Source organism: Pseudodesulfovibrio sp. zrk46, from assembly GCF_012516435.1.
In the GTDB taxonomy this organism is placed as follows: domain Bacteria; phylum Desulfobacterota; class Desulfovibrionia; order Desulfovibrionales; family Desulfovibrionaceae; genus Pseudodesulfovibrio.
The window spans coordinates 1,584,206-1,610,171 of sequence record NZ_CP051216.1 but is presented as its reverse complement, the minus strand read 5'-3'; the positions used below and the strand labels follow the sequence as shown (position 1 = coordinate 1,610,171).

At 56.8% G+C, this 25,966-nt stretch carries 23 protein-coding genes; 12 read left to right on the top strand and 11 right to left on the bottom strand.

Annotated elements, in window-relative coordinates:
• Positions 1-90 precede the first annotated feature (90 nt).
• From htpG to HFN16_RS07285, 3 genes are all read left to right on the top strand, one after another.
• Positions 91-1,980 (top strand): molecular chaperone HtpG, encoded by a 1,890-nt coding sequence (gene htpG / locus HFN16_RS07295; RefSeq protein ID WP_168890127.1) that lies wholly within the window; start codon positions 91-93, stop codon positions 1,978-1,980.
• 185 nt (positions 1,981-2,165) lie between these two features.
• The gene (locus HFN16_RS07290) at positions 2,166-2,531 is read left to right on the top strand and encodes a hypothetical protein (protein ID WP_168890126.1); all 366 of its coding nucleotides are present in this window, start codon (positions 2,166-2,168) and stop codon (positions 2,529-2,531) included.
• 72 nt (positions 2,532-2,603) lie between these two features.
• Entirely contained in the window at positions 2,604-2,747 is a 144-nt protein-coding gene (locus HFN16_RS07285; protein WP_168890125.1) for a hypothetical protein, read from the top strand.
• 114 nt (positions 2,748-2,861) lie between these two features.
• Here the strand turns inward: HFN16_RS07285 and HFN16_RS07280 are convergent, their stop codons facing one another.
• The 3 genes from HFN16_RS07280 to HFN16_RS07270 form a co-directional block, all read right to left on the bottom strand.
• Positions 2,862-3,248, bottom strand: coding sequence for a hypothetical protein (locus HFN16_RS07280; RefSeq protein ID WP_168890124.1), 387 nt, complete (start codon positions 3,246-3,248; stop codon positions 2,862-2,864).
• A 200-nt stretch (positions 3,249-3,448) separates the two neighbouring features.
• Positions 3,449-4,585, bottom strand: coding sequence for a lytic transglycosylase domain-containing protein (locus tag HFN16_RS07275; RefSeq protein WP_247648470.1), 1,137 nt, complete (start codon positions 4,583-4,585; stop codon positions 3,449-3,451).
• Positions 4,586-4,708: 123 nt separating this feature from the next.
• Positions 4,709-5,356, bottom strand: a complete 648-nt coding sequence (locus HFN16_RS07270; protein WP_168890123.1) for a PilZ domain-containing protein — start codon at positions 5,354-5,356, stop codon at positions 4,709-4,711.
• 332 nt (positions 5,357-5,688) lie between these two features.
• Between HFN16_RS07270 and HFN16_RS07265 the strand changes: the two genes are divergently transcribed.
• On the top strand, positions 5,689-6,879 hold the full coding sequence (locus tag HFN16_RS07265) for a PhoH family protein (RefSeq protein ID WP_168890122.1): 1,191 nt from the start codon (positions 5,689-5,691) through the stop codon (positions 6,877-6,879).
• Between the two features lie 78 nt (positions 6,880-6,957).
• Here the strand turns inward: HFN16_RS07265 and HFN16_RS07260 are convergent, their stop codons facing one another.
• Positions 6,958-8,610 (bottom strand): glycosyltransferase, encoded by a 1,653-nt coding sequence (locus tag HFN16_RS07260; protein WP_247648469.1) that lies wholly within the window; start codon positions 8,608-8,610, stop codon positions 6,958-6,960.
• A 364-nt stretch (positions 8,611-8,974) separates the two neighbouring features.
• On the opposite strand from HFN16_RS07260, the gene HFN16_RS07255 reads away from it, so the two are divergent.
• Positions 8,975-9,202 carry a flagellar biosynthesis anti-sigma factor FlgM gene (locus HFN16_RS07255; protein ID WP_168890121.1) on the top strand — a complete coding sequence of 76 codons (228 nt, stop codon included), beginning with the start codon at positions 8,975-8,977 and terminating at the stop codon, positions 9,200-9,202.
• A gap of 634 nt (positions 9,203-9,836) precedes the next feature.
• Here HFN16_RS07255 and HFN16_RS07250 read toward each other — a convergent pair.
• On the bottom strand, positions 9,837-11,774 hold the full coding sequence (locus tag HFN16_RS07250) for a PAS domain-containing sensor histidine kinase (protein ID WP_168890120.1): 1,938 nt from the start codon (positions 11,772-11,774) through the stop codon (positions 9,837-9,839).
• A 99-nt stretch (positions 11,775-11,873) separates the two neighbouring features.
• Entirely contained in the window at positions 11,874-12,599 is a 726-nt protein-coding gene (locus HFN16_RS07245) for a transporter substrate-binding domain-containing protein (RefSeq protein ID WP_168890119.1), read from the bottom strand.
• A gap of 147 nt (positions 12,600-12,746) precedes the next feature.
• Here HFN16_RS07245 and HFN16_RS07240 point away from each other — a divergent pair, with 147 nt between their 5' ends.
• Positions 12,747-14,204 carry a DUF1007 family protein gene (locus tag HFN16_RS07240; protein ID WP_168890118.1) on the top strand — a complete coding sequence of 486 codons (1,458 nt, stop codon included), beginning with the start codon at positions 12,747-12,749 and terminating at the stop codon, positions 14,202-14,204.
• Between the two features lie 228 nt (positions 14,205-14,432).
• Here HFN16_RS07240 and HFN16_RS07235 read toward each other — a convergent pair whose 3' ends face one another.
• The 3 genes from HFN16_RS07235 to HFN16_RS07225 form a co-directional block, all read right to left on the bottom strand.
• Positions 14,433-17,489 (bottom strand): PAS domain S-box protein, encoded by a 3,057-nt coding sequence (locus HFN16_RS07235; RefSeq protein WP_168890117.1) that lies wholly within the window; start codon positions 17,487-17,489, stop codon positions 14,433-14,435.
• Between the two features lie 107 nt (positions 17,490-17,596).
• Positions 17,597-18,370, bottom strand: a complete 774-nt coding sequence (locus HFN16_RS07230) for a GGDEF domain-containing protein (RefSeq protein ID WP_168890116.1) — start codon at positions 18,368-18,370, stop codon at positions 17,597-17,599.
• 32 nt (positions 18,371-18,402) lie between these two features.
• Entirely contained in the window at positions 18,403-18,861 is a 459-nt protein-coding gene (locus tag HFN16_RS07225) for a hypothetical protein (protein WP_168890115.1), read from the bottom strand.
• 148 nt (positions 18,862-19,009) lie between these two features.
• On the opposite strand from HFN16_RS07225, the gene HFN16_RS07220 reads away from it, so the two are divergent.
• The 3 genes from HFN16_RS07220 to HFN16_RS07210 all read left to right on the top strand — a co-directional run bounded on the left by HFN16_RS07220 (position 19,010) and on the right by HFN16_RS07210 (position 21,132).
• Positions 19,010-19,453 carry a hypothetical protein gene (locus HFN16_RS07220; RefSeq protein ID WP_168890114.1) on the top strand — a complete coding sequence of 148 codons (444 nt, stop codon included), beginning with the start codon at positions 19,010-19,012 and terminating at the stop codon, positions 19,451-19,453.
• A 12-nt stretch (positions 19,454-19,465) separates the two neighbouring features.
• Entirely contained in the window at positions 19,466-20,020 is a 555-nt protein-coding gene (locus tag HFN16_RS07215; protein WP_168890113.1) for a hypothetical protein, read from the top strand.
• A 308-nt stretch (positions 20,021-20,328) separates the two neighbouring features.
• Positions 20,329-21,132, top strand: a complete 804-nt coding sequence (locus HFN16_RS07210; protein WP_168890112.1) for a nitroreductase family protein — start codon at positions 20,329-20,331, stop codon at positions 21,130-21,132.
• 292 nt (positions 21,133-21,424) lie between these two features.
• Here HFN16_RS07210 and HFN16_RS07205 read toward each other — a convergent pair whose 3' ends face one another.
• On the bottom strand, positions 21,425-21,919 hold the full coding sequence (locus HFN16_RS07205) for a 3D domain-containing protein (RefSeq protein ID WP_168890111.1): 495 nt from the start codon (positions 21,917-21,919) through the stop codon (positions 21,425-21,427).
• Between the two features lie 304 nt (positions 21,920-22,223).
• Here HFN16_RS07205 and HFN16_RS07200 point away from each other — a divergent pair, with 304 nt between their 5' ends.
• The 3 genes from HFN16_RS07200 (at position 22,224) to HFN16_RS07190 (ending at position 25,200) form a co-directional block, all read left to right on the top strand.
• Positions 22,224-23,549: a hypothetical protein gene (locus HFN16_RS07200; RefSeq protein WP_168890110.1), complete on the top strand. Its 1,326-nt coding sequence runs from the start codon at positions 22,224-22,226 to the stop codon at positions 23,547-23,549.
• Positions 23,550-23,643: 94 nt separating this feature from the next.
• Positions 23,644-24,789: a glycosyltransferase gene (locus HFN16_RS07195; protein WP_168890109.1), complete on the top strand. Its 1,146-nt coding sequence runs from the start codon at positions 23,644-23,646 to the stop codon at positions 24,787-24,789.
• 69 nt (positions 24,790-24,858) lie between these two features.
• Entirely contained in the window at positions 24,859-25,200 is a 342-nt protein-coding gene (locus HFN16_RS07190) for an Hpt domain-containing protein (protein ID WP_168890108.1), read from the top strand.
• A gap of 77 nt (positions 25,201-25,277) precedes the next feature.
• On the opposite strand, the gene HFN16_RS07185 is transcribed toward HFN16_RS07190, so the two are convergent.
• Positions 25,278-25,805, bottom strand: a complete 528-nt coding sequence (locus tag HFN16_RS07185; RefSeq protein ID WP_168890107.1) for an OmpH family outer membrane protein — start codon at positions 25,803-25,805, stop codon at positions 25,278-25,280.
• Between the last annotated feature and the right edge of the window lie 161 nt (positions 25,806-25,966).

The following is a 25,966-nucleotide window of genomic DNA, read 5'->3' as shown; positions in this document are numbered from 1 at the left end:
AGTAGGACTTTTTTTACGTACTGAAAACAGCAGTGCGGCCTGCTCCACGCTTTGCCGCATGGGGCCATGCCGCCACGGAGGTTCAACACAATGGGCAAGAAAACCACCCACAAGTTCAAGGCTGAAGTCAGCCAGCTTCTCGATATCCTGGTCCACTCCCTGTACACCAACAAGGAAATCTTCCTGCGCGAATTGGTGTCCAACGCATCTGACGCGCTGGAAAAGGCCCGCTTCAAAGCCACCAGCGACGGTACTGAGGACAATGTCACCCCCGAGATCCGCGTTGAAGCCGACAAAGACGCCGGCACCGTGACCATCACCGACACCGGTGTCGGCATGACCCGCGATGAGCTGATGAAGAACATCGGTACCATCGCCCACTCCGGCACTGCCGAGCTGACCCGCATGGCTGCCGAGGGCAAGGAATCCCTCGACTCCCTCATCGGCCGCTTCGGCGTCGGCTTCTACTCCGTATACATGGTTGCCGAGGAAGTGACCGTCACCACCCGCTCCATGGAGGAAGGCAGCAAGGCCATCACCTGGACCTCTGACGGCAAGACCGACTACAAGCTGCAGGAACTGGACGAAGACCTGCCCCGCGGCACCAAGATCGAGGTCAAGCTGCTGGAAGACGAGAAGCCCCGCTTCGCCAACAACGCCGCCCTCAAAACCATCATCAACAAGCACTCCAACTTCATCAACTTCCCCATCTACGTGGGCGAGGAGAAGGTCAACACCGTCACTGCCCTGTGGCGCGAGCCCAAGTTCCAGATCAAGGACGAGCAGTACGCCGAATTCTACAAGTTTCTGACCTACGACTCCGAGGACCCGTTCGACACCCTGCACACCTCCGTGGATGCGCCGGTACAGTTCAACGCTCTCATGTTCATCCCCAAGAGCGATGAAGATCCGTTCGGCATGAACCGCGACAACCGCGGCATCGACCTGTACGTCCGCCGCGTGCTCATCGAGAAGCAGAACAAGGACCTGCTCCCCGAGTACCTCGGCTTCGTCAAGGGTGTGGTAGACACCGAAGACCTGCCCCTGAACATTTCCCGCGAGACCCTGCAGGACAACGTGCTCATGCGCAAGATCAGCTCCACGCTGGTCAAGCAGGTCCTCAACCACCTCGACAAGATGGCCAAGGACAATGCTGAGCGTTACGACGAGTTCTGGCACGCCCACGGCAATCTGTTCAAGGCCGGATACATGGACTTCTTCAACAAGGAGAAGTTCGCCAACCTCGTGCGCTTCAACTCCTCCGAGTCCGAAGACGCCAAGGGCCTGACCTCCTTCGCGGACTACATCTCCCGTGCCAAGGAAGACCAAAAGGAAATCTACTACGCCTACGGCCCGTCCCGCGAGGCTCTCGGCCTGTCCCCACACCTCGAGGTGTTCCGCAACAAGGGTATCGAGGTCCTCTACCTCTACGAGCCCATCGACGAGTTCGTCATGGACGCCGTACGCGACTACGAAGGCTACACCCTGACCGCTGCCGAGCATGCGGACATGGAGAAGCTCGACAAGTTCGAATCTCTGGTAGAGGAAGAGAAGCCGGAAGCCCTGTCCGATGACCAGCAGTCCACCCTGGACAAGTTGATCACCCGCATCAAGGACGTGCTGGGCGACGCCGTGACCGAGGTCAAGGCATCCCAGCGTCTCTCCAACTCCCCTGTCTGCCTGTCCAACCCGGACGGCAACGTGACCTCCTCCATGGACAAGATCATGCGTGTGGTCTCCAAGGACAACTCCATTCCCAAGAAGGTATTGGAGATCAACCCGGACCACGTTCTGGTGCGTAACATGCTCACCATCTTCGAACAGGACGAGAACGACCCGTTCATCGATCAGGCTGCCAACCAGCTGTTCGAGTCCGCCCTGCTGCTGGAAGGCTACCTCACCGATCCCCACGCTCTCGTGGGCCGCGTGCAGGAGCTGCTGACCAAGTCCAGCGGCTGGTACGTGGACACCAAGAAGTAGTTCTGAGCACAACACAAACAGGAAAGGCCTCCGGCGATTCGTCGGAGGCCTTTTTTTGATGGCTGAAACGGAGCCATTGACAAACGGCATTGAGGGCGTACTTTCACACACGGCCAAGCTCGACGCGTCATCCTTGCATCGTACTTGTCTGGACTTGAAAACGAAACAGCCAACCCCTGCGTAACATGTTAAATAACAGAGTATGTAAGATATCGTCGCGAGCAGTCTCCCTGCTGCTGATGCTCTATCTCCTGCCGTTCATGGCAGGCTCTGCGCTGTTTGACAGCAACTCACCAGACCACTGCGCGCCATCGGCCCAATTCGCTTCGGGGATTCTCGAGACGGCATTTGAATCCACCGAGCCTACGCAACAGCCCAGCTTCACACACCTCGACGAAGAATCCTCTTTTGCGTTGGCTTCCGGCAAGGTCTCCATTGACTTCACCGCGCTCACCGCGTCCTTTCCCTGCGGAACAGTTCAGCACCTTGTCCCGCAGACGCCGCCCAAGGCCACACCCATTCGGGCCCCTCCGTCTTCTACGATCAGTTAGCACTTCCTACTCTTGTTGCCGGGGCATCCAGCCAACGGCCAGATTCTAACATTCGTACAACGGAGAATATCTATGCGTATGGACAAAGCCACGTCCGCAGCGGAAATCGATTACACCCCCAGGGAACGCTCTTTCAAAGAACAGCTCATGGTGGGACTGAAAATGGGCGCAGTAGTCGCCGTCTTCTTCCTGCTCCTCTGGTATGGCGAGCACTAGTCTTGTAGTTTCGCGACGACATAACTGAAAAAGGACATTACTCACTCAGGAGTAATGTCCTTTCTTTTGGGCAATGAAAAAAATATAAGGCCTGATTACAGGTGAATACGCAAACTACCGGGAAGGAGTATAGGTCAGCCACAGCTTGGCGGCTTCGATGTCGTCAAAGACTCTGGAGTTGAAGAGCCCCGTGGAATTGGCCAGCTCCTGCAAATGACGGTAGAGCTGCATACTGTGCGGGGCACAGACAACGGCCACACGGACTCGCTTGCGGTCTGCTGCTGAGTTGCGAACAGGCTGGGAAGCGACTGCGGCCTTATGAAAATCAAGATGAACAGACACGCGGGTTTCATCAACAAGGAACTTTTCGAGCCCTCTCTCAAGGACTTCGGCATAGACTTGCTGAATATAGGCGAACATCTCTTCAGCGGACGCGGGTGAACCGCTCGAAGAAACGAGCAGGTAGTCTTCCACTTTTTCCGCGTCGTACCGTATCGGCATTACTACTCTTAACCTCACGCAACAGGAGGGTTTATATTCAGAGACAAGGCCCTACGTTATCTCTGCAACCAAAGTAAAGAAGTAGCAATTATAACTGTGTGGAAAGCCACCAACAATTTTGATCAGGGCCTGCCAAGAGCTTTCGGCCCTATGAACATATCAAGGGAATCGACAACAACCTTGGCCCTTATCCGCCTTTCTTACTTCATGATAACCAGCTTCTGGCCCGGTTTGATCACGCTGTTACGGCTCAGGTTGTTCAGCTTGAGCAGCTTCCAGAGCGGAATCTTGTTTTTCTGGGCAATACGGGTCAGCGTGTCGCCGCGACGAACCGTGTAGGTCCTGCCCTTGAACTGTTTCCGGTACTTTTCGATGAGCGGCTGGTAGCGTTTGGCAAACCCCTTTGCCGCTCCTTCGGGCAGGAAGACCGTGTTCTCACCACCGGGGATGACATGATTCAGGAACTGCGGATTCATGTCCTTGATGGTCTTGTAGTAGGTGCCTGCGGCCTTGGCCACGATGACGATGGGGGCACTGTACTTGTGCTTGAGTCGTACCCGGTCATACTTGCGCGGCCGATAGTAGTCACCGGGCTGCATATCGAACCCGTAACGGGCGGGATCTGCCAGAATGAGCTTGGCCGCAATGGCGCGCAGCACATACCGCTCTGTCTCGTTGGGCAGGTCCAGACGGTAGTAATCCTTGACTTCCTGATGCTTGATGCGCTTCTCCAGACCGGACTCACCCATGTTGTAGCCAGCGCAGGCCAGCGTCCATGAACCAAACTGTTCCTTGAGGTCTTTCAAGTATTGCAGCGCAGCCTTGGTGGCCAGACGGAAGTTGCGGCGCTCGTCGATATAGCGGTTTACGGTCAGCCCGTACTTGCGCCCGGTAGCGGGGATGAACTGCCAGACACCGCGCGCCCCTTTGCTGGACCCGGCATGCGGTTTGAGGGCGGATTCGATGACCGCCACGTATTTCAGGTCCGACGGCATACGCGCTGCGTCGAGAGCAGTCTGAATGTAGGGGAAGTAACGTCCAGTCCGTTTGAGCCACAGAATGATCTGTGCCCGGTCCCACAGCATGAGCAACAATTCCTTTTCCAATCGCTCGCGCACCTCGGGCAGATGAATAGGCACGAACTCGCCGCAAAAGGTGATCGGCCCCTTGATTCGGATGGCCGACTCAAGGGATGGAAACGCAGAGGTTTCCATGGGCTGGAACATCTTGGGGCCGGAGCCGGTGGAAAAGCCTTCGGAAGCGGCCGGAGCCACGGCTGTCCAGGACAATATGAGAAGTCCCGCTATGATCGGGATAATGGTGCGTAAGGAAAACAAGTTTCCATCTCCTTGGAGCTGTTGAAACATCAAACAACAGCACCCTACCCCATCTAACGCGTGGGAACAACAGGAGATGCGTAACGTTTTCGCAGGAATGGCGCCAACTATGACGCGACAGGGTTACGGCTGATATTCCTCGATGGCCTTGACCTGTTCATCACCGATGTCGATGAAAAAGACACCCATGCCACAGTGCTTTTTGTCGTCCCCTTCACAGCGCGTCCAGCGAACACTGGAAAAAATGGGACGGTTGCAGCCCAGCTCAGGGATGCACACATGAAGAAAGGGCTGTCCGTCGGGCAACTGATCGGTACTGATGAAGCACCCACCAGAAGAGATATCCCGAATGGTGGCTTCCATGGGCTGAGCCATACTGGGATCGTCTTCGCTGGAAAATGAGCAACTCAGCGTCACCTTTTTGCGTTCATGGCTACGCCTTCGTTTGCCTTCAACGGCCTCAAGGTTGGCGAAAAAGCTATCCTTGGAATCAAGAAAAATCGGGTATCCGTGACGGGCGTTTATCTTGGTCCGCAGCACAGGGAATGTGCCGGAGTAGCTGAACAGCCGGTCACGGTCTTTCCGCTCGGCCTTCATGACCTTGGAAATTTCGAGCACCATGCCGGCCACGGTGACGTCGGCCAGACGGGTGATAAGTGTATCGATATCGCGCACGAATACGGGCGGCACGCCGCCGCGATCCATCTCGGAACCATATATGGCGGGTGTATCGGTCAGAACGAAGATGATGCCTTGAACAGTCTCAGCCATGTAACTCTCCCCTAGTGAATGGCACTTTTGAAACTCAAGAATACACCACCCCGGCCTTCTGCGTAAAGCAGGTTATAATAGCAATTGACGTATGCCCGTTTCCTCGATTTCACGATCGCCCGACTTCGTCACCTGGCTGACATGACGCCAATACGGCCGTGGGGCAAGATCACATCTAGACTTTTTCGTGAAAACTGTTCATGGTTCTATTAAGGGTTGAAAAAGCCCGGAACCTGCATGGAGGTGCCAATGAGATTGATTCGCTGATTCCCGCCGCAAGGCTGAATATCGGAGATGCCAGGCAATCAACTTCAACACCCGGACGGGGGATTATGGCCCAAAAGCACTTTGTCCTCGATACCAACGTCCTTATTGAAAACCCGAAATGCATCACCGCCCTGAGAAACGGGGTGGAAAACCAGATCTACATTCCTTACACAGTCCTGACCGAACTGGACGGACTGAAAAAAGACCCGCGCATCGGCCACATCGTCTCTCAGGCCGTTCGCGCCATCCTCAACGACGAAGACGTCCACATCTTCCCACCCAACTATGCGGAGACCCTGACCGATCCGGTCATGGACGATCGCATCCTCAAGGAAACCCTTCACTTCGGCCACGAAGACGCGGTGCTCATCACCAATGACCGCATCCTGCAGATCAAGGCCAAGTGCTTCGGCATTCCCAGTGAGGAATATCGCGACTCCGACCCGTTCCGGTCAGAATCGCAGCGCTACACGGGATTCGTGGATGATGAAGACGACCTTGTTCACAACTGCTTCCGCTGGGAATCGGGCACTCCGGTCTTCTTTGGTCCGGAAGGCCCCAAAGCCATCGGCTACTCCCATGAGATATGGGGGGTGAAGCCGAGAAGCATATACCAGAACCTTGCCCTGGAGCTCATGCTGCAGGAGGGTATCGATCTGGTGTCCATCCAGTCCGAGGCAGGCTACGGCAAGACCTTCCTGTCATTGGCCGCGGCCCTCTATCTCATGCTGGAGCGCAAGGACAACCCCTACCGCAAGATCTATCTGGTCAAGCCGGTGGTGGAGATCGGCGCCAAGATGGGCTACCTGCCCGGCGACATCGAGGAAAAGATGCTGCCGTACGTCAAGTACATTCAGGACCTGCTCATCAAGCTGCACGACATCCGCCCCTGCAACCGCATCTGGGCAGACCCGGAAAGCGACAACCTCAAGCTCAACCCCAAAAGGTTCGAAGTCCAGCCCGTGGCCTTCATCCGCGGCATGAATATCGAAAATGCCGTGGTTATTGTAGACGAGATGCAGAACCTGTCACGCGGCGAGACCCGCGCCCTGCTCACCCGCATGGGCGAAGGCGTCAAGTGCATTTGCCTCGGCGACACCCGACAGGTGGACAACCCCTACCTCAACGAAGCGAACAACGGTCTCAACTGGACCGTGCGCAAGCTCAAGGGCTACAAAAACTACGCCCACATGGTCCTCAAGGGCGATCGTTCCCGCGGTCCCATCACGGACATCGTACTCAAGTCCAAGCTCTAATCATTGCCCAAAGGAGAAAAGCAACCCGGCTGTCGATCACACGTCAGCCGGGTTGCTTTTTTTGGGATATAGAAAAGTCTAGCCCAATCGGGCAGCGAGCAGACCGCTCTCATCTCGAGCAGCCAATGCCTTGGCGAACATTGCTTCCTGTCCCTGCTGGCGAGCGATCTCGCGGGCCACGTGCAGTTCCTCCATTCCGGACTTGAGGCGGTAGGACTTGAGGTTGGCCAATGCAATCTCAAAGGCGAGTCGCCAGTCATTGCGCTCATGCAGGGTGAGGATGGACAGATACCCCACACGGGCCTGCTCCAGTCCCACCACAGGGCGAAGCATGGTGTCGAGCAGCCTGAGGGTCGGCAGATGTTCCGGCATATCCTTGAGAATAAGCATGAGGCAGTCCGTGGCCACCTTGGGGAGATGGGCATTCGGGTCATAGGGGAAGCCCGCCCGAATGATCTGATCCCGGCGCTTGAGGTCCTTGGCCCACAACGTCAGCAGTTGCCACGGTTCAGTGGGCGGTTGCGGATCGCGCCCCGACAGGGTCTTGAGGTGGCGATACCAGAATGCCTTGGCGCCGTCCCAATGCTCCACTGCCAGTGAGGCCATGGAGCCCGCCATGTTGAGAACCGGAGAATCCGCATAGTAGTCGGCGGCAAGGATGGTCGTCAGGTTATCCTTCATGACCTTGTCCATGCCTGCGCGGGTCTGCACCTGCAGCAACGCCGCAGCCACTTCCGGCCCCTGCTCAAGCTTTTTGAGCCGCTCCAACAGTTCCCCCATGGGGATGGGCAACAACCCTGATTCCCACATGGCGGCAGCGGTCAGAGCGAGCCACTTCTCGGCATCAGGGCCAGTAGCCCTTCGACGGGACGCATCGGCCGCGAACTCCAGCATACTCTGCGCCCGGTTCTTCGGAAGATGGTCGGCCAACACCCGCTCACGGGCAGCCCTGCCCATGGTCTGCATCAACCGCGGATTCTTGAGATACCTGCGCAGTTTGTCATCCAGTTCCACCACGTCGGAATAGGTATCGAACTCACGCCCCGGCTCAAACAGTGCTTCCTGTTCATCTCCCAGATTCTGGCTCAGCACGAGGCAGCCGCAGGACGCCCCTTCGAACAAACGGAAATTGACTTCACCAAAGATGGATTCATTGGGAACGAGACGGGAGTCCTCATACAAATTGAGCATGTCGCCATAGGTCAGGCTGTGCTCAAGCGCCACGTCATATTGCTCGCCATGGGAGCGAAGGAGTTCAATCATCCACTTACGCGCCGGACGATGAGCAGAGACACGCCCCACAAATGTAATGTCGTGCGCTCTGTCCGCCATATCCTTCCAGCCGCGCTCACGGCCGCACATGGGCAACCAGCGCACGTCCTCTGCACCCTGCTCCCGTAAACGAGGCAACAGCTTCCGCTGCGTGGAACAGGTTACATCGAACAGGTTGGCGTATGCGCTGTGCCAATACGCGTTCAGGTGCGGGTCCATGGCCCAGAACAGTGTCGGGCAATCCAGCGTATCCAGCCCGACCACCAGCGACCGGTTGGCCAGCGTCTCGGTCTGGACGAGCATGTCCGGCACAAAACCATTTTCCTCCAGCACAGGAGGCAGGTTAAAGAAACGGGTCTGACCTGTTGAAATACGAAGGACCTCGCACCCCGCCTCTTCAAAGGCAGCAGCGATGAGCGGGTTGGTATCTATGAGGCAGACGCGATGGATATCCGGCATGAACGCCTTATAACTCGTTTTCCCCTGACTTGTCATGGGGATGACGTATTTTAGCTCCACAATAAATCTGCACCTTTTTTCCTCCACCCTCTCTCATCGTAAAATATCAACGCGCTGATATTGCAGATAAAACTATTTCGGGAAAAAGCGACTTTAGGCCTAACTATTCCTGCCGAACCGTCCGATAAGTAGTTCAACCGCGAACGGATGCACCGAGTGATGGACTCAGTGTTCGCACGCATCCCGGGTTGCGGGAGAAGCTGTCTGCAGGGACGCGGACGGAGGCTGCCGCAACGGGATGGGGAGAGACAGGGGAGGATTGGGAGATCCTTCCCACTGACTTCAATAACCCAGGGAGGGGTTAATGAAGGGTTATGAGAAACGCCGTGCCGTAAGTGCGGCGGATATAGAAACCGAACGCGTGTTCGATGAATTCGACGCCACCAAGTCCGAAAGGGGCATCAGGCACGAAGAAAATGACCGCGCAAGCAAGATCGCCCGCCTCAAGGAGGAAGTGCGCTCAGGCAAGTACCGCGCCGATGTCCACGACATCGCCCGGCTCCTGACCTCAGCCATGGATCCCACCCTGTAAAGGCAAAACGAGACTCGCATCGGCAAAATCCGGGCAGGACCAAATGGTCCTGCCCGGATTTTTGTTTTTTTTCGCCTCCGGCGGCCAAGGGGGGAAGGGGAGAGAGGGAAACCATTTGAAAATGGTTGTCCCTCTCTCCCCTTCCCCCCTTGGATCCCCCCAACCCCTCTCTCCCTTCCTAAACTTTTTATCGGCGCATCCGCGCGGGCGAAGGAGCCTAACAGGCTCTATCTTTTACTCCATCTGTCAGTTGAAAAAGATCAGCATGGATAAGAAGAAGATTTGCCGAGTTTCAACACCCAAATAAAAGCATCCTGCCGCTTGGTGGAGAAGTGCGCGGAAGTTGTTCCGAGAAGCATCACAAACTCGCACTCGCATTTATCCATCAAACGGCATTACCGGCCACGGCAGGAACGAACGAAGCTGAGAGCCTGCGACACCTCATACTAACGCGCACCCCGAACGAAGTGAGAAATGGGATTCCAAAGGCCCTCGGCCTTTGGCAGGTGCAGGACAGCGTCCTGCCCGTCGGAGACGCCCCTCCGGCGAGGAGGCCCCGCTGGCAGGCGCCGCCGGAGGCACAAAAAAAGGCCCTCCGTTTTGGAGAGCCTTTTGAATCGTCGTATTCCTGCGCTTACTGGGAGACTGGCAGGGTGAAGATGAAGGTGGACCCGTGATCGCCTTCGGACTCGACCCAGATGCGGCCACCGTAGTGTTCGATAATCTCGCGGCAGATGGTGAGTCCGAGACCGGTACCCTTGGGCTTGTCTTCCATGGTGTCGGTGCGGGTCTGATGGAACTTCTCGAAAATCTGAGCCTGATCTTCGGGGAGAATACCCATACCGGTATCCTGGACCTCGACGCGCACCTGCCCGAAACGGGGGAAGGCACGGACCGTGACGGTTCCCTCTTCGGTAAACTTGGCCGCATTGTTGAGCAGATTGATGAGCACCTGCTGCATGCGGTCGGGGTCGGCCAAAATAGTCGGGAGCGTCGGATCGATCTCAGTGACGAGGTCAACGTCAGGATTCTGAGAGAACATACCGGTAACAGCCTGCACGGCGAACTCGATGATCTCGGTCAGATTGATGCGCTCGTCACGCCAGCCCATACGCCCGGATTCGATCTTGTTGAGATCCAGCACGTCGTTGATGAGACGGGTCAGACGCTCGCCTTCATGACTGATGATGGAGAGATTCTCCTGAATGCGCTCACCACGCTTGAGCAGCGGCTTCTGGTCCGCGGCAAGGGGCAGGAAGTTGCGGGCAAATTCCTTGTGCAGCAACTTGGAGAAACCGAGAATGGAGGTCAGCGGCGTACGCAGCTCGTGAGAGACTGAGGAGAGGAAGGCGGACTTCATCTCGTCAAGCTCACGCAATCGCTGGTTCGCTTCTTCGAGCTCACGGGCCTTGTTGACCAGATCCTCGGTACGATCACGGACGAGCTGCTCCAGATGACGGTTCAGGTCAGCCAGATCCTGCTCAGCTTTCTTACGATCGGTGATATCCTCGAGAATACCTTCGATGAACACCAGCTCACTGGTCTCACCGTAAATGGCGCGGGCGTTGAGGGAACCCCAGATGGTCTTGCCGTCGCGGCGGTAGTACTCGGCCTCGAAACGCTTGACCTCGCCGCGGTCACGCACCTGCTGATAGAAGTCCTGCATGGAATCGGGATTGACCATAATGCGGGAACCGAGAGAGCGGACGTTGGAAAGGAACTCATCGAGGGAGTCGTAGCCAAAGATACGGGCCATGGCCGGGTTGGCGCGGCGCAGCACACCGTCGGGCGTGGCCTGGAAAATACCTTCAATGGCGTTCTCAAAGATGCCGCGGTATTTTTCCTCGGCTTCCTGAAGCGTCTTGTTCATGGCCTGCAGTTTCTTCTCACGGGCCTCAATCTCGGCGGACATGCGCCGGAACCGCTTGGCAATCTCCAATAACTCCGCATGGTACACTTCTCCGAACTCGTAGGAGAAGTCACCTTTGGCGACTCGGGCAATGCCCTGCTGGAGCACCTGAAGCGGTTTGTTGAGGAAGACTCTGAGCAACAGACCGGTGATGGCGAGAATAACCGAGATGGCCACCACGATAATCATACTCGAAACGAACATCTGCTCGTTGAGTCGTTTCTTGTCTCGGGCAAGGGTAAAATCTATTTCGGCACGACCGATGGTGCGCCCTTCAAATACGATGGAGCGAACCTTGCTGAAATCAGCCTGGGTGCCGGAAAATTTCTCGTGGGCAAAAACGACCTCGTTGCGAGAGCCATAGATACGGATGCCCTGCACCATGTCGTCGTGAGTGTAGACCGAACCGATGAGGCGGGCGTTGTCGTAGTCGAGGTTCCAGATGGGAACGGCCAAGATTTCGGCCACCGAAGTGATGGTGTCTTCGCCTTTCTCTTCAGCAGTCTCCCACATCTCCTCGGATTGCTGCCAATAAATATAGCCGCCCATGGCCGTGGCAATGACCAGAACGATCACGACCAAGCTGCCCGTCAGGTCACGGGAGATGGAGCGGCTGCGATTGGCGAAAAATGATCGCCGGACTTTTGGCTTTTCGGGGCTCATTAATCCTTCCGAGAATTGTGCACGTACGTCGATGAAGAACTAACCTTTACTAATCGGACCAGATATTTCTACACAATCCTCACGGCGGTGTCATCCACGTTATAATGAATATTTTGATACAATATTTTTAATCGTTCCATCCGAGCCAAGGACTTCCAATGCCTTAGCCAGACGGTCACGCATTTCGGGCGAATCAGATTTTGTTGAAAGAAACAGACACGCCGGGGTCGTCGTCACGACAAACGGCTTGCCAAACGCCTTTGGGGGCAGGCGCATCTTTTCCACCGTATACAATAACCCAAGCCGGGGACCGATCACGCCGTCCACCCGCCGGGCAAGGAGCATTTTCACTCCCTGCTCGTAATTCTCCACCGGCTGGAGAATCACACCGTTGCGCTTGCATGCACCACTGTCATAGAGGGCGCCACGCACGGAAGCCAGCGTCTTGCCTCTGAGGTCCCGCTCTGAACGAAGCACCGTCTCGGACCGCGCCAAGACTACACATTGCACATTCATGACTGTGCCAACGCTATGGGCGACACGCTCTACATTGGGTGTGGGAAACATGATGACCACATCAGTGGTGCCGGAGGCGAGATCATTGACGGCCCGGGCCAGAGGAGCGAGCTTGTTGTTCGGTTCATAACCGGATTTCTCCGCCAACGCGTTGCCAATTTCATAGCTCATCCCGACGAACTCCCCCTTGTCCTTGTATCCGTACGGGGGCAGGCCGACAGTGGTAATACGCAGCGACTCGGCCATGGCTGTGGCAGCCGAAAAGACCAGTACGCCGAGCACCATAATATATGGAATAAGCTTCTTCATGACCGCCAATATTTTATTTGATCAATCTATAAGATATAGATGAACACAATCAAATTAGCAAGCATCCATCAATAATCACCTCACGACATTTTCCTGCAATCCGTTGCCCAGACTTGCCAAGCAGACCCCGGAAGCATAGAAAACCGCATGACCAAACAGCGAAGCCCTTTTTTCTTTCCTGCCCTGCTCCTTCTGGCGCTACTCCTGCTCACCCCGGCAACCCCGGCCAAGGCTCACCCGCACGTATACATCGATGCGACCCTGACCTTTAAAGTGGACGAGTCAGGCCTCAAGGCCCTGCATCAACACTGGCTGTTCGATGAGATCTTCAGCAGCGCCATCATGGCAGACCTGGAACTGACGCCCGAGACACTGGGCACCACCCTGGGGCAGGAAAAACTTCGCAATGGCGCCTTCGCCTACCTCGCCAACTACGACTACTTCACCTTTGTGGAGACCGGCGGCAAACGCGTTCCCATCACTGAAACCACCGGATTCAAGGCCACTGTTTCCGAAGGCCGCCTGATCTACGACTTCACGGTCCCGCTCAATCTGCCCTTTGATCAACTCAAGGATTGCCGCGTGGCTGTCTTTGACAAGGAATATTACTCGGACATCCTGCTGATGAAGGATGCCATCGGCTTCGAGGTGGACGGCATGGTACAGGTCAGCCACGTGGTTCGTCCGGCCAAGGACCAGACCTATTGGCAATTCATCGTACCCGAGGCGATCCATCTCTCCCTGTCCAACACACCCGGCTCGGACACGGACCTCCCCTTGGCCGCCATGGAAGAAGCCGAAGCTCCCAGCCTCATGGAACGGGTCATGGGCATGGTGCGCGACATTCAGAAGCAGCTCACCCTCAAGCTCAACGGCTTCGGCATGGACATTCGCGGCAACCCGTTCGGCTCGGCCCTCTGGATGTTCCTCGGCCTGTCCTTCCTGTACGGCGTGGTCCACGCAGTGGGCCCCGGACACGGCAAGAGCGTTGTCTGCTCCTATTTCCTGTCCAACCCCGGTTCACTCTTCACGGGCGCAGTCATGGGTAATGCCATCACCTTTGTCCACATGGGATCGGCCGCCGTTGCCGTGGGCATAGCCTATCTCGTCTTTTCCTCCGGCATGGGCGGATTTGCCGAGGCCAGCCGCGCACTCCAGCCAGCCAGCTACGCCCTGCTCGCCCTCATGGGACTCTTTCTCTTTGGCAAGACCATCCGCGATCTGATCAAGGGAGGCCTGATTCCGGCAGCTTGCGAACACGGCGAATCCCTCGAAGAAGACCAGAACATGCGCCGGGTGCTCACGGTATCCTTTGTGACCGGCCTTGTGCCCTGCCCGGGTGCAGCCGTCATCCTCGCCTTTGCCATCGGTCAGGACATATTCTGGGCAGGCATGCTCGCCCTCTTCGCCATGGCCGTGGGCATGGGCGTCACCACCACCCTCTTTGCCTGGGCCGCGGTGGCCGCCCGCAACGTGACCCTCAAGCTGTCCGGCAAGAACCGCTCCCTGTTCAACTGGGTATACGGCGCCCTCTCCCTCTGCGGAGCTGCCGCCATCGCCCTGTTCGGCGCCGCTCTCTTCATGAGCAGCAACGTCTGGCACTAATAATTTTCTGAGAATCTCATTACTATCACCTCCGAAGCTTCACAAGGTGAGGCTTCGGAGAGTGGTGCAGCTGCAAGGCGACAGGCACGAGGGAACCACAGGCGTAGCAGCGCTACGACGAGTATTCACTCGTAGCCTGGCATACCTGAGGCATAAGATCTTGTACGGCTCGAAGACTCGCCTACAATTCACTTAACGCCGCAGATGCGCCGCTATCCGAAGCCGAGACTACCCGACCACAACGCGGTTGCGACCGGACTGCTTCGCTTCATAGAGGGCGATGTCCGCCCGCTTGAGGAGTTCCTGCGTATTGACGGTGGCATCGTTGAAAATTCCGACGCCGATGGAGACAGTGATGTTGAGCGGCCCGGCAGAGGTGTTGATAACGTTGCGCTCAATGGAGACACGCAAACGCTCGGCGACCTCCTGAGCGGCAGGCAAGTCGGTTTCAGGGAGAAGCACGCCAAACTCTTCGCCACCGAGACGGCCAAGAATATCAGCCTTGCGCAAGGCCATGATGGCGATCTCGGACAGGGAACGAAGTACCTGATCGCCCACATCGTGACCGTAGGTATCGTTGACGTTCTTGAAATGATCGATGTCCAGCATGAGCATGGCGAGCGAACGGCCATAACGTGAACTGCGCGAAAATTCCCGCTCGGACAATTCCATGAACCGACGGCGATTGAACAGGCCGGTGAGACTGTCCGTAGTGGCCAATTCCCGCAGCTTGGCCTCGGTGCGCTTGCGCTCGGTGATATCGCGGATGGTGGCTACAGCATACCAGCGGCCGCCGAGTCGAAAACTGGAGGTGGAGCGTTCCATGGGGAAGGAGGAACCATCCTTGCGCATACCCTGCGTCTCGACAATGGCGTCCATGGCAGGTCCGTCCCCGGTGCGAGCAAATGTATCCATGCTCGCCTCGGAACCTTCTCTATCCTCTGGAGTCAAGATCAGCGTGTTCACATTCTGCCCAAGAGCTTCCTCTTCGGTGTAGCCAAACATCATCTCTGCGGAGTCATTCCAGAAGGTAATCAAGCCCTGATCATCCACCGTGATGATGGCGTCGTAGGCTGACTCGGCCAGAGCGCGCAGCTTGCGCTCATTTTCCTTGAGGGCCACCTCGGCCTGCTTGCGATCCGTAATGTTCATGGCCGCACCGCGATAGCCCAGAAATTCTTCATCCTCGCCAAAATACGGCACGCCGTTGACCTGAAGCCAGATCACCGTGCCATCCTTGGTGACATTGCGCACTTCCACGTTGCTGAAAGAACCATGACGGGCGGCCAGGTCTTCATACCAGCGATGGTAGTCCTCGACATCCTCTGACGGGAGCAAAGCCTCAGGATCCCTCCCAAGCAACTCTTCAGCCGTGTATCCCAGCACGGCAACCACGTCCTCGGTGAGGAACTTGAAGACTCCTTGCGCATCGGTCTCCCAGATATACTCACCGACCGCAGCACTGACGTCCCTGAAACGCTGCTCGGAATGCAACAGGGCCGCCTCGGCCTGACGCTGCTCGGTGACGTCTCGGGCAAACAGGGCCACCTTGTCGACAGAGCCATCGGGATTCTTGACCGGATAGGCATTGATGAGCATCCGCCGACCGCGGCGCATATCTTCGAACGTGACGCCCTCGCCTGTCTGGAGCACCTGACGGATATGACCACGGCGTGTATTTGCCAGCTCCGGCTCGACAAGGTCAAAAATATTCTTCCCGGTGATCTCTTCCACGTTGCCACCGAGACGGAACGCACCGACCTCATTGATCGCTACAATCGTACCACCCGGCTGGATAAGCATGGCGCTTTCCGTGGGTGCGTTGAGCAAGGCGCGGCTGGTCTCTTCGCTGCGCTTCAACTCCAACTCGGCCTGCTTGCGGGCAGTGGCGTCACGCAGGGCGCCCACCGCATACCACTCGCCCTTGAACTGGAAAGAGGAGATGGCCAGCTCCACAGGAACAATGCTGCCATCCTTACGCACACCTTCCAATTCAAGCACCTTGCCGACGACATGCCCGCTGCCGTCCTTGGAAAACTTCCACAGCCCCTTTACCACCCGTTCGCGATACATCTCGGGGGCAAGCAGCTCATGGGCGTCTCTGCCCAAAGCTTCATCTTCACTGTAACCAAACAACCGCTTGGCGGCCGGGTTCCAGTGGGTGATGAGTCCCTTTGCATCGATCATGATGATGGCGTCCTGAGAAGAATCGCTGATGGCCATGGTGCGCTCTTCGTTCTCGCGGAGCCAGGCTTCTACCTCGGCCTGATGCACCCGGTTGTCCGCCAGATACCAGCAGCCGAGTGCCAGGAAGAACAGACAGAGGGACACCAGAGTGATGTACAGATCCTTCCACGGCACGACCAGCAGGTCCGGAGCCACCAGTGTCACAATCTTCCAGCGCTTGGTGTCCGGTATGTTCGGCGGTGAATCCCCGATCAGGATGACGCCCGGTATGATATTTACGGTAGCCGAGGTGAACAGCCCATACTCATTCGTCAACTGGGTCTTGTCATTGGCCTGAATAACCCTCCAGGCAGCAGGGTAACGCTTTGCCATGGACGGACCATCGTCGTCACCCAGCATATGGCCCCACTCATCTTCCTTGCTCGGGCCGAGCATCCAGTAGCCTTCGCCATTGCAGAGCATGACCGAGCCGTCGGCCTTGTTTGCATGCATGCTGAGCTGGTCAAGCAGCATGCTGCCTTCATAATTGATCACCACGATACCCATGCGCTTGCCGTCACTGTCAAAGACAGGACTGCCAAAACGCAAGGTCGGGCGCAGGGGCTCTTCAATCTGGTCGTGTTCAATATTGAGATCGAACCGGGAGATGTAGACATCATTCTTCCCGGCGCGCATGGTTTCCTGAAAATAGTATCGGCCGCCCTTATGCTGAAGCTTGTCCCGCGGGCTGATGACAGGTCCGGCATAGGACTTGTCCACCCGCACCTGCTCATCGCCGGAGTTATCGATGTAACGGATTACAAAGTAATCGCTACGACTGCGCGCAAAGTCGGAAAAGGCTTCTTCGATGTGGACATAGGAGGGGTCTTCCTCCAAATGACGGGCTACCAACCGGGCAAGGAAGCTGGCATCGTGGGCATGCCTGACCATGCCCCGCTCCACCGTAGTGGCAACGATCCCTACCAGTGTCTTCTGACGACTGCCGGCCACTTCCAGATGGCTCTGATTCCGATTGTAGATAAACCAGGTGGAGACAACAAGAATCCCCAGAGCCAGCGGCCCGAAGAGCTTGAGAAATTCTCTGATTGTCTTTGGCATAATAGTTCCTGCCGGCAAAATAGTTCCCGGTATCTATTACAATAAACACAAGGCCACGGGATTTGCCATACTTTTCTGGCTCCCCGGCGGACAGGAGGAATGCGGAATCAGCTGCGGCTAACCACTACGCAGTTCTTGCCCTGACTCTTGGCTCCGGTCAGGGCAGACTGGATACGATGCAGGAAAGTCTCCATGGAATCGTCCTCAGCCCCCTGAATCACGCCCAGGGAGAGAGTCATGCGAATCTTGCCGCCAAAGAGCTTGTGCCCCACGATCTGGCGCAGTTTTTCGGCCACGATGGCAGCCTTTTCGATGTCGGTATGGGGGGCCAGAATGATGAACTTGCCGCCGCGCCACCGGAACACGTAGTCCGAGTTCCGCAGCTTGCCGCTCACGAACTGGGCGAGGCTGGCCAGCAGCTTGTCTCCTGCGCGGTAGCCATTGGCCTCGTTGATGACCTTGAAGTCATCGATATCGAACATGATGCCAGACAATGGGTGGGAGTAACGGCGCACGTTTTCCAGCTCGCGTCGAACCACGTCTTCGAACTTGTGCCGGTTATAGACCTTGGTCAGGTCGTCATAAACCGACAGCTGCTCGATCTGCTCGTTCATTTCCTCGAGGGCTGCCGCTTCCTTGCCGAGCATGGGGATGAAGCGCGTGAAGATAAGCAGGGCCTGGGCCGCCAGAATGAAGAAGCCCACCACCATGACGATATACACGCTCTTCATGACCGAGGCAGGGTCTTCAGGCGGGGTGACAACAAGGGTGTAGATGATGCTGAAATTGGCACACAGCAGCACACCCAGCGCCACTACGCTCAGGACGTAGAAGAGCTTGTATCGCAGCTTGAGCTTTTGGACGGGACGGTTCTCGTTCATGGCCTTCTTATCGTTTTTCTGGTGACGAAAACTTAGTCGAGTTTTCCTTCGTAAGTATATATGAGTCCGCCTGTCTTGGCATCATCATTATAGTTGATCTCGACAGAAAAATCGGGCCACATCCAGCCGTAGCGCGAGCCCACGCCGCGTCCGCGGCCATACATGGACAACAATCTTTCCTTGATCAGGAAGTGGTTGCCCCTGCCCTCGAAGGCGACGCCCACACGGTATAACTTGCCCTTGCGGAAGTAGTACGCCACCGAGGTAATCTTGGCATCGCCGAACGTCATGCGCTCGTCTTTGCGAAAATAGGTGTCTTTGTACGATGCGCCTTTCACGGCCAACAGGTCGGGCACATCCTCAAGAGCGGTGCCCCACTCTAGCCCACGGAAGCTGGTGGGATGCCCCACCGGCACGTAATCCCCTGCCCAGGCGATGCCCGCACAGGCGAGGAGCAGACATACAATAACGGAATACTTAACTAATCTCATTGGCATAATCTCATCTTGAATTCCTGTCCCGGCCCGGCAATTTCGAGCCTTGCGCATTGTACGGAATTGCCACGCAAAATCAAGGTTCACACTGTCGCCCCATTCACTCCATTGTCAGCACGTATCCGTATGTGATACCCCTGTTTCCATGAGAAACATCACCTGCACTCCTTTTGTCGCGGCGCTGATTCTGGCCCTGTGTCTGGCCCTCACCGGTTGCGGACAGGATTCACCGTCCGGGCTTTCCGCTCAGGACAAGGAACGGCTGACCGCCCTTGAAAACGAGGTCAGCACCCTCAAGGCCGATGCCGCTGCGCGTGAACAGGCCTTCAAGGAAGAGTTCGCCCAGATTCGCGAGAACCTCGATGCCATCCGCGCCCTCATCAAGCTCGACAAGGAGCGCGCCCAGGCTGTCCCCAAGGTTGACGGCGACAAGCTCGACGAAGAAATCGACACCAAGGCAAAATCCTTTGTGAGCGAGAATCTGGATCGCCTCCTGTCCATCACCAAGAAGCTGCTGGACAAGATGGAGAAGGAACTCGACAAACAGATCGAAAAAGAGACCCCCGCCCCTGAAGGCAATGAAATCTAGCGGAGATACCCCATGACCAAACGCATTTTCCCGGCAGCCCTCTGCCTCATCCTGCTCCTCGCCGTCGTTGGCTGCGCCAGCCACAACGCTGTCAAACTCACATACGCCATCGGCCAGTCCACGGCACCCTGCTCCGGCGACGTCACGGTCTTCAAGTTCGAGGACAAGCGTGACCAGTCCAAGCTCGGGTCCGACAGCAACGGGCAGGCTATCAACACTCTGTCAGACGTGGCCGACTGGGTTGGCTGGGCGCTCTTCGACGAGCTCAAGGCCGCTGGCAGCAATCCCAAGTATCGTACTTCCACCGTCACCCCCGGCACCGGCACACTCATCACTGGTGAGGTCTTGGCTCTGAACCTGAACCAGACCGGCACCACTACCTATGCCGGCAAGCTCACCGTCAAGTTCATGGTCCAGAAGGACGGCAAGACCGTCTTGGCCGAGAAGTACACCAGCGAAGTGGAGAACCTCGTGGTTCCCGGCTACGGCAGCCAGTCTGACATTCTCGCAGAAACCCTGCGCACCCTGATCGGCGAAGCCCTCCCAGCTATTTGCGCTAAAATTTAATTCGCCTGCGGCGAACTGGGGGAAGGGGAGGAAAAACCCTTTGGAAAGGGTTGTTTCCTCCCCTTCCCCCAGACCCCCATCCCCTCCTTTTCCCAAACTTTTTATCGCTCGCTTCGCTCGAGGGCGGGTGAGAGGCGATTATTTGCACTGCTTTTCGTATAGGCGTATTGCATATTAGTGGCTGATGTCAGGCGCGTTAAGATATGTAATTGGGTCTGGACAAAGGGTAGGTCATTTGATTACGCACGGCGTCTCAGGCGCGGCCGACCGAGCTGGCGCCCTACCCAAATCAACATCACGAGAACACCATGTTTGTGGATAAAGAGAAATGTAAGCAGTGCGGCGGATGCTATTCCGAGTGCCCGTACCAACTGATTGTAGAAGGCAAGGACGAGTTCCCCAAGCTGCGTCTGGCAGCCAAGAAGACGTGCATCGCATGCGGTCACTGTGTGGCCATATGCCCGGTGCAGGCCCTGACCCTGCCGGAAATGCCGGTGACGCCCGAGCTCACCCCCGAGCAGTGCGACAAGGTCGCGCGCGATCTCCGCGTCAGCCCGGAGCAGGCCGACCAGTTCCTCATGAGCCGCCGCTCCATCCGCACCTACAAGGACAAGCTCATCCCACGCGAGACCATCGAAGAACTGCTCTCGGTGGCCACCTTCGCACCCAGCGCCAAGAACGGCCAGCCCGCCCAGTGGATCGTGACCTCCAACCCGGAAGTGACGCAGGAGCTGGTGGGACACACCGTTCACTACATGGCCATCAACAACGTCTTCCCCGGCGTCATCAAGAACTGGAAAAAAGGCATCGACATGATCCTGCACGGCGCCCCGCACGTGGCCATTGCCCACGCCTCCGAGGATGGATTCCATCCCGCCGAGGACTGCTCTCTTGCCGCCGCCTATCTTGAACTGGCCGCCCATGCCCGCGGCATCGGCGCCTGCTGGGCCGGATTCCTCATGGAAGCCGCCGAAGGCTGCCGCGACCTCCGTGACCGCCTCCAGATCCCCGAAGGCCACGGCGTCTACGCCGCCCTCATGCTCGGCTACCCCAAATACCGCTACCCCCGCATCCCACGACGCTGGGATGCCAAAGTCCGCTGGCTGGACTAACCATAGCCACCAAATCTATTAATAAGAGCCCATCCGACTCCCCGTCAGATGGGTTCTTCTTGTATATGTCACCCACCCCTCTTCTCCCCTGACCGCGTGAGGCTTGCGAGAGTGGTGCAGCTGCAAGGCGACGGACACGAGGGAACCGGAGGCGTAGCAGCGCTACGGTGAGGATTCACTCGTCGTCCGGCAACGCCGCAGATGCGCCGCTATCGCAAGCCGGGGAAACGCAAAAAAGGCGTGCTCCGAAAAGGAGCACGCCTTTTTGAGGCCAACCAAAGGTGGGCCTTAACTAGATTTCGAGTAGGGCGGCCTTGATGTTCTTCTTGCCAAACTGGCGGGCCTGGTTTTCATCCCACATGAATATATCGATTCGCTGTGTAAAGCGTTTGTTCATGAGATCATTGATCTCGAAAATGCCGTACCCTTCGATGCGGACCTTACGGCCAAAGACCCAACCCTGATCAAAGAGATCGCGGGAAACGGCGATGGTGCCGGAACGAACCTTGCGCATGGAAGCGGCGATAAGCGGATCCTCATCACACTGGGCGGTGGTGGGGTTATAGGCAGTAACCGTGACTTTTCGCACGGGCGGCTTGGACATGGCTTTCTGAAGCAGACGCGCTTCCTCGACCATGGCTTTGCGGGCCTCGGCGGTCTGCTCTGCAAGCACGAGCTTGTGCTTGAGGCCGTCGACTTCCTGCTGTTTCACTACAACAGCCACGGCCAGGACCACGACAACGGCGCAAAGCACTGGGGCGAGTGTGTAGTTGATAAGTAACTTCATTATGTAAATGTCTCCTGTGACGTTTGTGTTGCAGGCCATATAAAGACGCATTTCTTCCTTGTCAACTTTGGTACAATGGCGTACGAAGGACTGTTTATCCACACTGCAAATATCTGTTTTTACATTAAGAACTACTACTATTTGCACTCAGTCGTGAATATTCACTCCTCCATAGGCCTGATTTCTTGATCATTTTTTTTGTCATTTTTATGTTTTTATCGTTCGCAACACTATATAGATTGACATATTCAATATCGTATGACCTAATATCTATATCGCTTTTACGAATACTCATGCAGAACAAATGACAGAATTCAGGGTACTTCCAATCAGGTGCGGCGACTCCTATCTCATCAGAAGCGGTGGATGCGGCGATTTTCTCTTTGACGGCGGTCAGGACGGATGCGGTTTGCACGAACTCCTGGAAGAGCGGAAGGTGAGAAAACTTCGTGCCGTGTTCTGCACCAATACCTGCCGGGAACGGCTGGGCGGCATCCTCGACCTGATGGAAACCGGGATGGGAGTTACAGAATACTGGTTCCCTGAATCCCTGGATCTGTTGATGGAGTCGGCCCGGCGGTTCGACGGCGACTGGCAAGGCTGGCTCGCACAGGGCAGCAATGGTAAACAGATACCCTACCTTGCAGATCCCCAATGGAACACCTTTCCCGACATACTGCCGCGAGACTCGGCCCGGCGACGCATGGAAAGCGTGGCAATGCTCATCGCCCTTGGCATGACACTCTGCCTTGGCGAGACGCCCTATGCCCATCTGACTCGTGACTCCTTCATAGTGAAAGACAACGACGAAGCAGAGGATGGGTTGACGAAATTTTTCATCTCGACGCTGGAAACCCTGAGTGACCGTGCGGCCTGCCGCTGGCAGGGAGAAGGCGCGCCTGTGAACCGGGCCATCACGGTCATCGGCAAACGGCTGATGCGTGGCGGCACCACTGAAGACGTGGCCCACCTGTGCGGACGCCTGCTGCTGGCCGAGGCTGACCTGCTGCCCGGCGGCGCGGAACGGGGCGTCCGCTCGCTGGTCACCACGCTGGCGCTCACCGCCATTGCCGGAGCGCTCATACTCAAAAGCCCTGCCCGGGTCCGGTTCATGTCCAACGCGGATTGCTGCCAGTATGCCGGGTTGTCACGAGTCCCGGTCAAATGCATCAACGGCTGCCCGGCCGAGGACAGGTATACCCTGCCAGACCTCATGTCTCCCAAGGAAATACTGGAGCAGGCACGACAGACCATCGATTTCCGCAACGGACTTGTCTACCAGTATGGCAACCGCGACTGCGGCGTACTGCTCTGCGGCGACACCCGTCTGCCCTTTCTCGGCAACGGCGAAGCCCTCGTTCTGGATCGGCCCACCATCATCGCTGCCCCGCGTCAGGGCGGCCCGTCCACTGAACGTGCATACGCACACATCCATGCCGATGATCCCAACAGAAACATCTGGGTGCGCACCCACTACTCCACGGCGCGCAAGGTAGCGACCAGTTTTTCCCTCCAGCCCAACAAGCTCTGCCTCAACAACTGCGGAGACACCACGCTGCAGGAGATCCTCATTCGCCGCACCAACGGCAACTGGGAACAGGTGTCCGGCGGAAGATGCGCCCGCTGCTGACCACCCTGCATTTCGTGCAGCTATGGTTTTTTATCTTATATGATGATAGGCCAAGGCTGCCCGCCAAAGAGACACTGGTGGGCGGACAATACTCATGAAAAAAATACTGCACGTCATAACAGGCCTGGATGTAGGCGGAGCCGAGACCATGCTCTACCGTCTGGCAAAGGGCATGAATCGCAAACGTTTCACGTCGCGAGTGGTCAGTCTCATTGAGCCCGGCCCCATGGGCACGCAGCTGGAAGAAGCAGGCATTCCCGTGCACACGCTCTCCATGCGCCGCGGCGTTCCGTCCCTGCCCGCACTGCTGCGCCTGGTCCGCATCATCCGCAACTACAAGCCGGACGTGGTACAAAGCTGGCTCTATCATGCCGACCTCGCCGCCCTCGCCGCCACCAAGATTGCCTATCCCATGGGCGGCCCTAAGATAGCATGGAACATCCGCTGCTCCTTCATGGCGCTGGATGAATATCGCCGCATGACCGGCGTGACGCTCAAATTGTGCGCCGCCCTCTCGCGCTTTCCCGATGCCATCCTGACCAACTCCAACGAGGCGCGCCGCTTCCATAAGGCGTTGGGCTATACCTCCAAACACTTTGAGGTCATTCCCAACGGATTCAACGTGGATCACTTCCACCCCGACCCGACAGCGCGACAGGCTGTGCGGGAAGAGCTCTCCATCAGTCCGGACAAGGTCGTCATCGGCCATGTGGCCCGCTTCGACGCCATGAAAGATCACCAAACCCTGATTCGGGCTGCCGCCAAAACGACTCAGAACTGTAACACAATCTTCATGCTGGCAGGCCGGGGTGTCGACTACGACAATCTCGACATCGCCACATGGATGCGCGAGGCAGGACTGCCCGCCGACAGGGTACGCTTGCTTGGTGAGCGCAACGACGTTGCTCGACTGATGGCTGCCATGGACATCCACGTGTCGTCGTCCACTGGCGAGAGCTTCCCCAACGTGGTGGGCGAGGCCATGTGCTGTGGTGTTCCCAATGTGGTCACTGACGTCGGCGACTCCCGCATTCTGGTGGCCGATACCGGCCGCGTGGTCGGACCGGGAGATGCCGACAAGATGGCAAGCGCCTTGACCGAGCTAGCAACCATGTCAAACAATGGCAGGGAGTTGCTTGGAGAAGCAGCCCGACAACGGATTGTCGCAGAATACTCGCTGCCTTCGATAATCAACAGATACGAAAAACTATACGGGGATCTTTGTAACGGCTCGTTATAATGCTTCCAATGCCCTGAAAGGGGTGGTACGGGTCAACTATCTGCAAGATTTTTCAAACGGAGATTCAACATGACAGCCATTTTCAATGAGACTCAATTCCTGCAGAGCCTTGCCGGAGACAGGGAGCTTGCCCTGGAACTGTTGGGCGCATTCATGGACGACAGCCCGGAACGTGTTACCTCGCTCAAAGAGGCACTGGACGCCGACGACATGGGCAAGGCATCGCGCCTGGCACACTCACTCAAAGGCATGTGCGGCGTGGTCCGCACCGACATTCTGGTCAGCCTTGCGCTGGGCATGGAGAATGCCGCCAAGAATGGGGACAAAGCAAAAACCGTGGCCCTGTTTACCGACTTCAAAAGCAACCTCACCGCAGCCCACGACGAGATGCATAAATTCATCAACGGCTGATCATTACTTACATAACAATAAAAGAGGCCTGTCCGCACAAGCGGACAGGCCTCTTCTTTCTTCATATTGCGGCCGGACTATTCTTTGGTCTCGGGCTTGGCTTCTTCAGCGGCCGGAGCAGCAGGTGCTTCGGGCTTGGCGAAGTCCACTTCGAGCTTGTCCATGGCAGCCACGATGTCAGCGGTGATGTCCACGGTCTCGGCAGAGGAGATGACGGACTCGCGGCTGAGGATCAGGGTCAGGCCCTTTTCAACGCGGTAGGCTTCCAGCACTTCGTTGAACTTGGCGTCAACCAGACCAACGATACGCTGCTGTTCACCGTTCATGACGGCCTGCAGCTCGCCCATGGCTTTCTTGTATGCAGCCACGGTGGTCTCGTTCTGGTCAGCCTGCATGGCCTTGTACGCTGCTTCAGCTTCTTTCTGCAGCGGTGCACCCATCTCCTGGAGGTAGGCCATGGCCTTGGCAGCCAGCTGATTCTTCTGGAAAGCAGCGGCTTCATCCACAACACCAACGGTGATGGAAGGAGCTGCCTGCTGGTTACAGCCGGTCAGCATCATCAGGCCGAGGGCAACGGCACAGAGCAGGGTGACAATACGTTTCATATACATGACTCCATTCAAGTTATTGGTTTGGTCACTCTCATTTTTCAAGTTGAGCCACCCTACGCATGCTTCCACCGCATGGCAAGCGATTAGGTTTTCCGGTCACAGAATCCCCTTTTCTCAAGTTATGGAAGGTTCTGCCCACTTAATTTAGGTTTCTT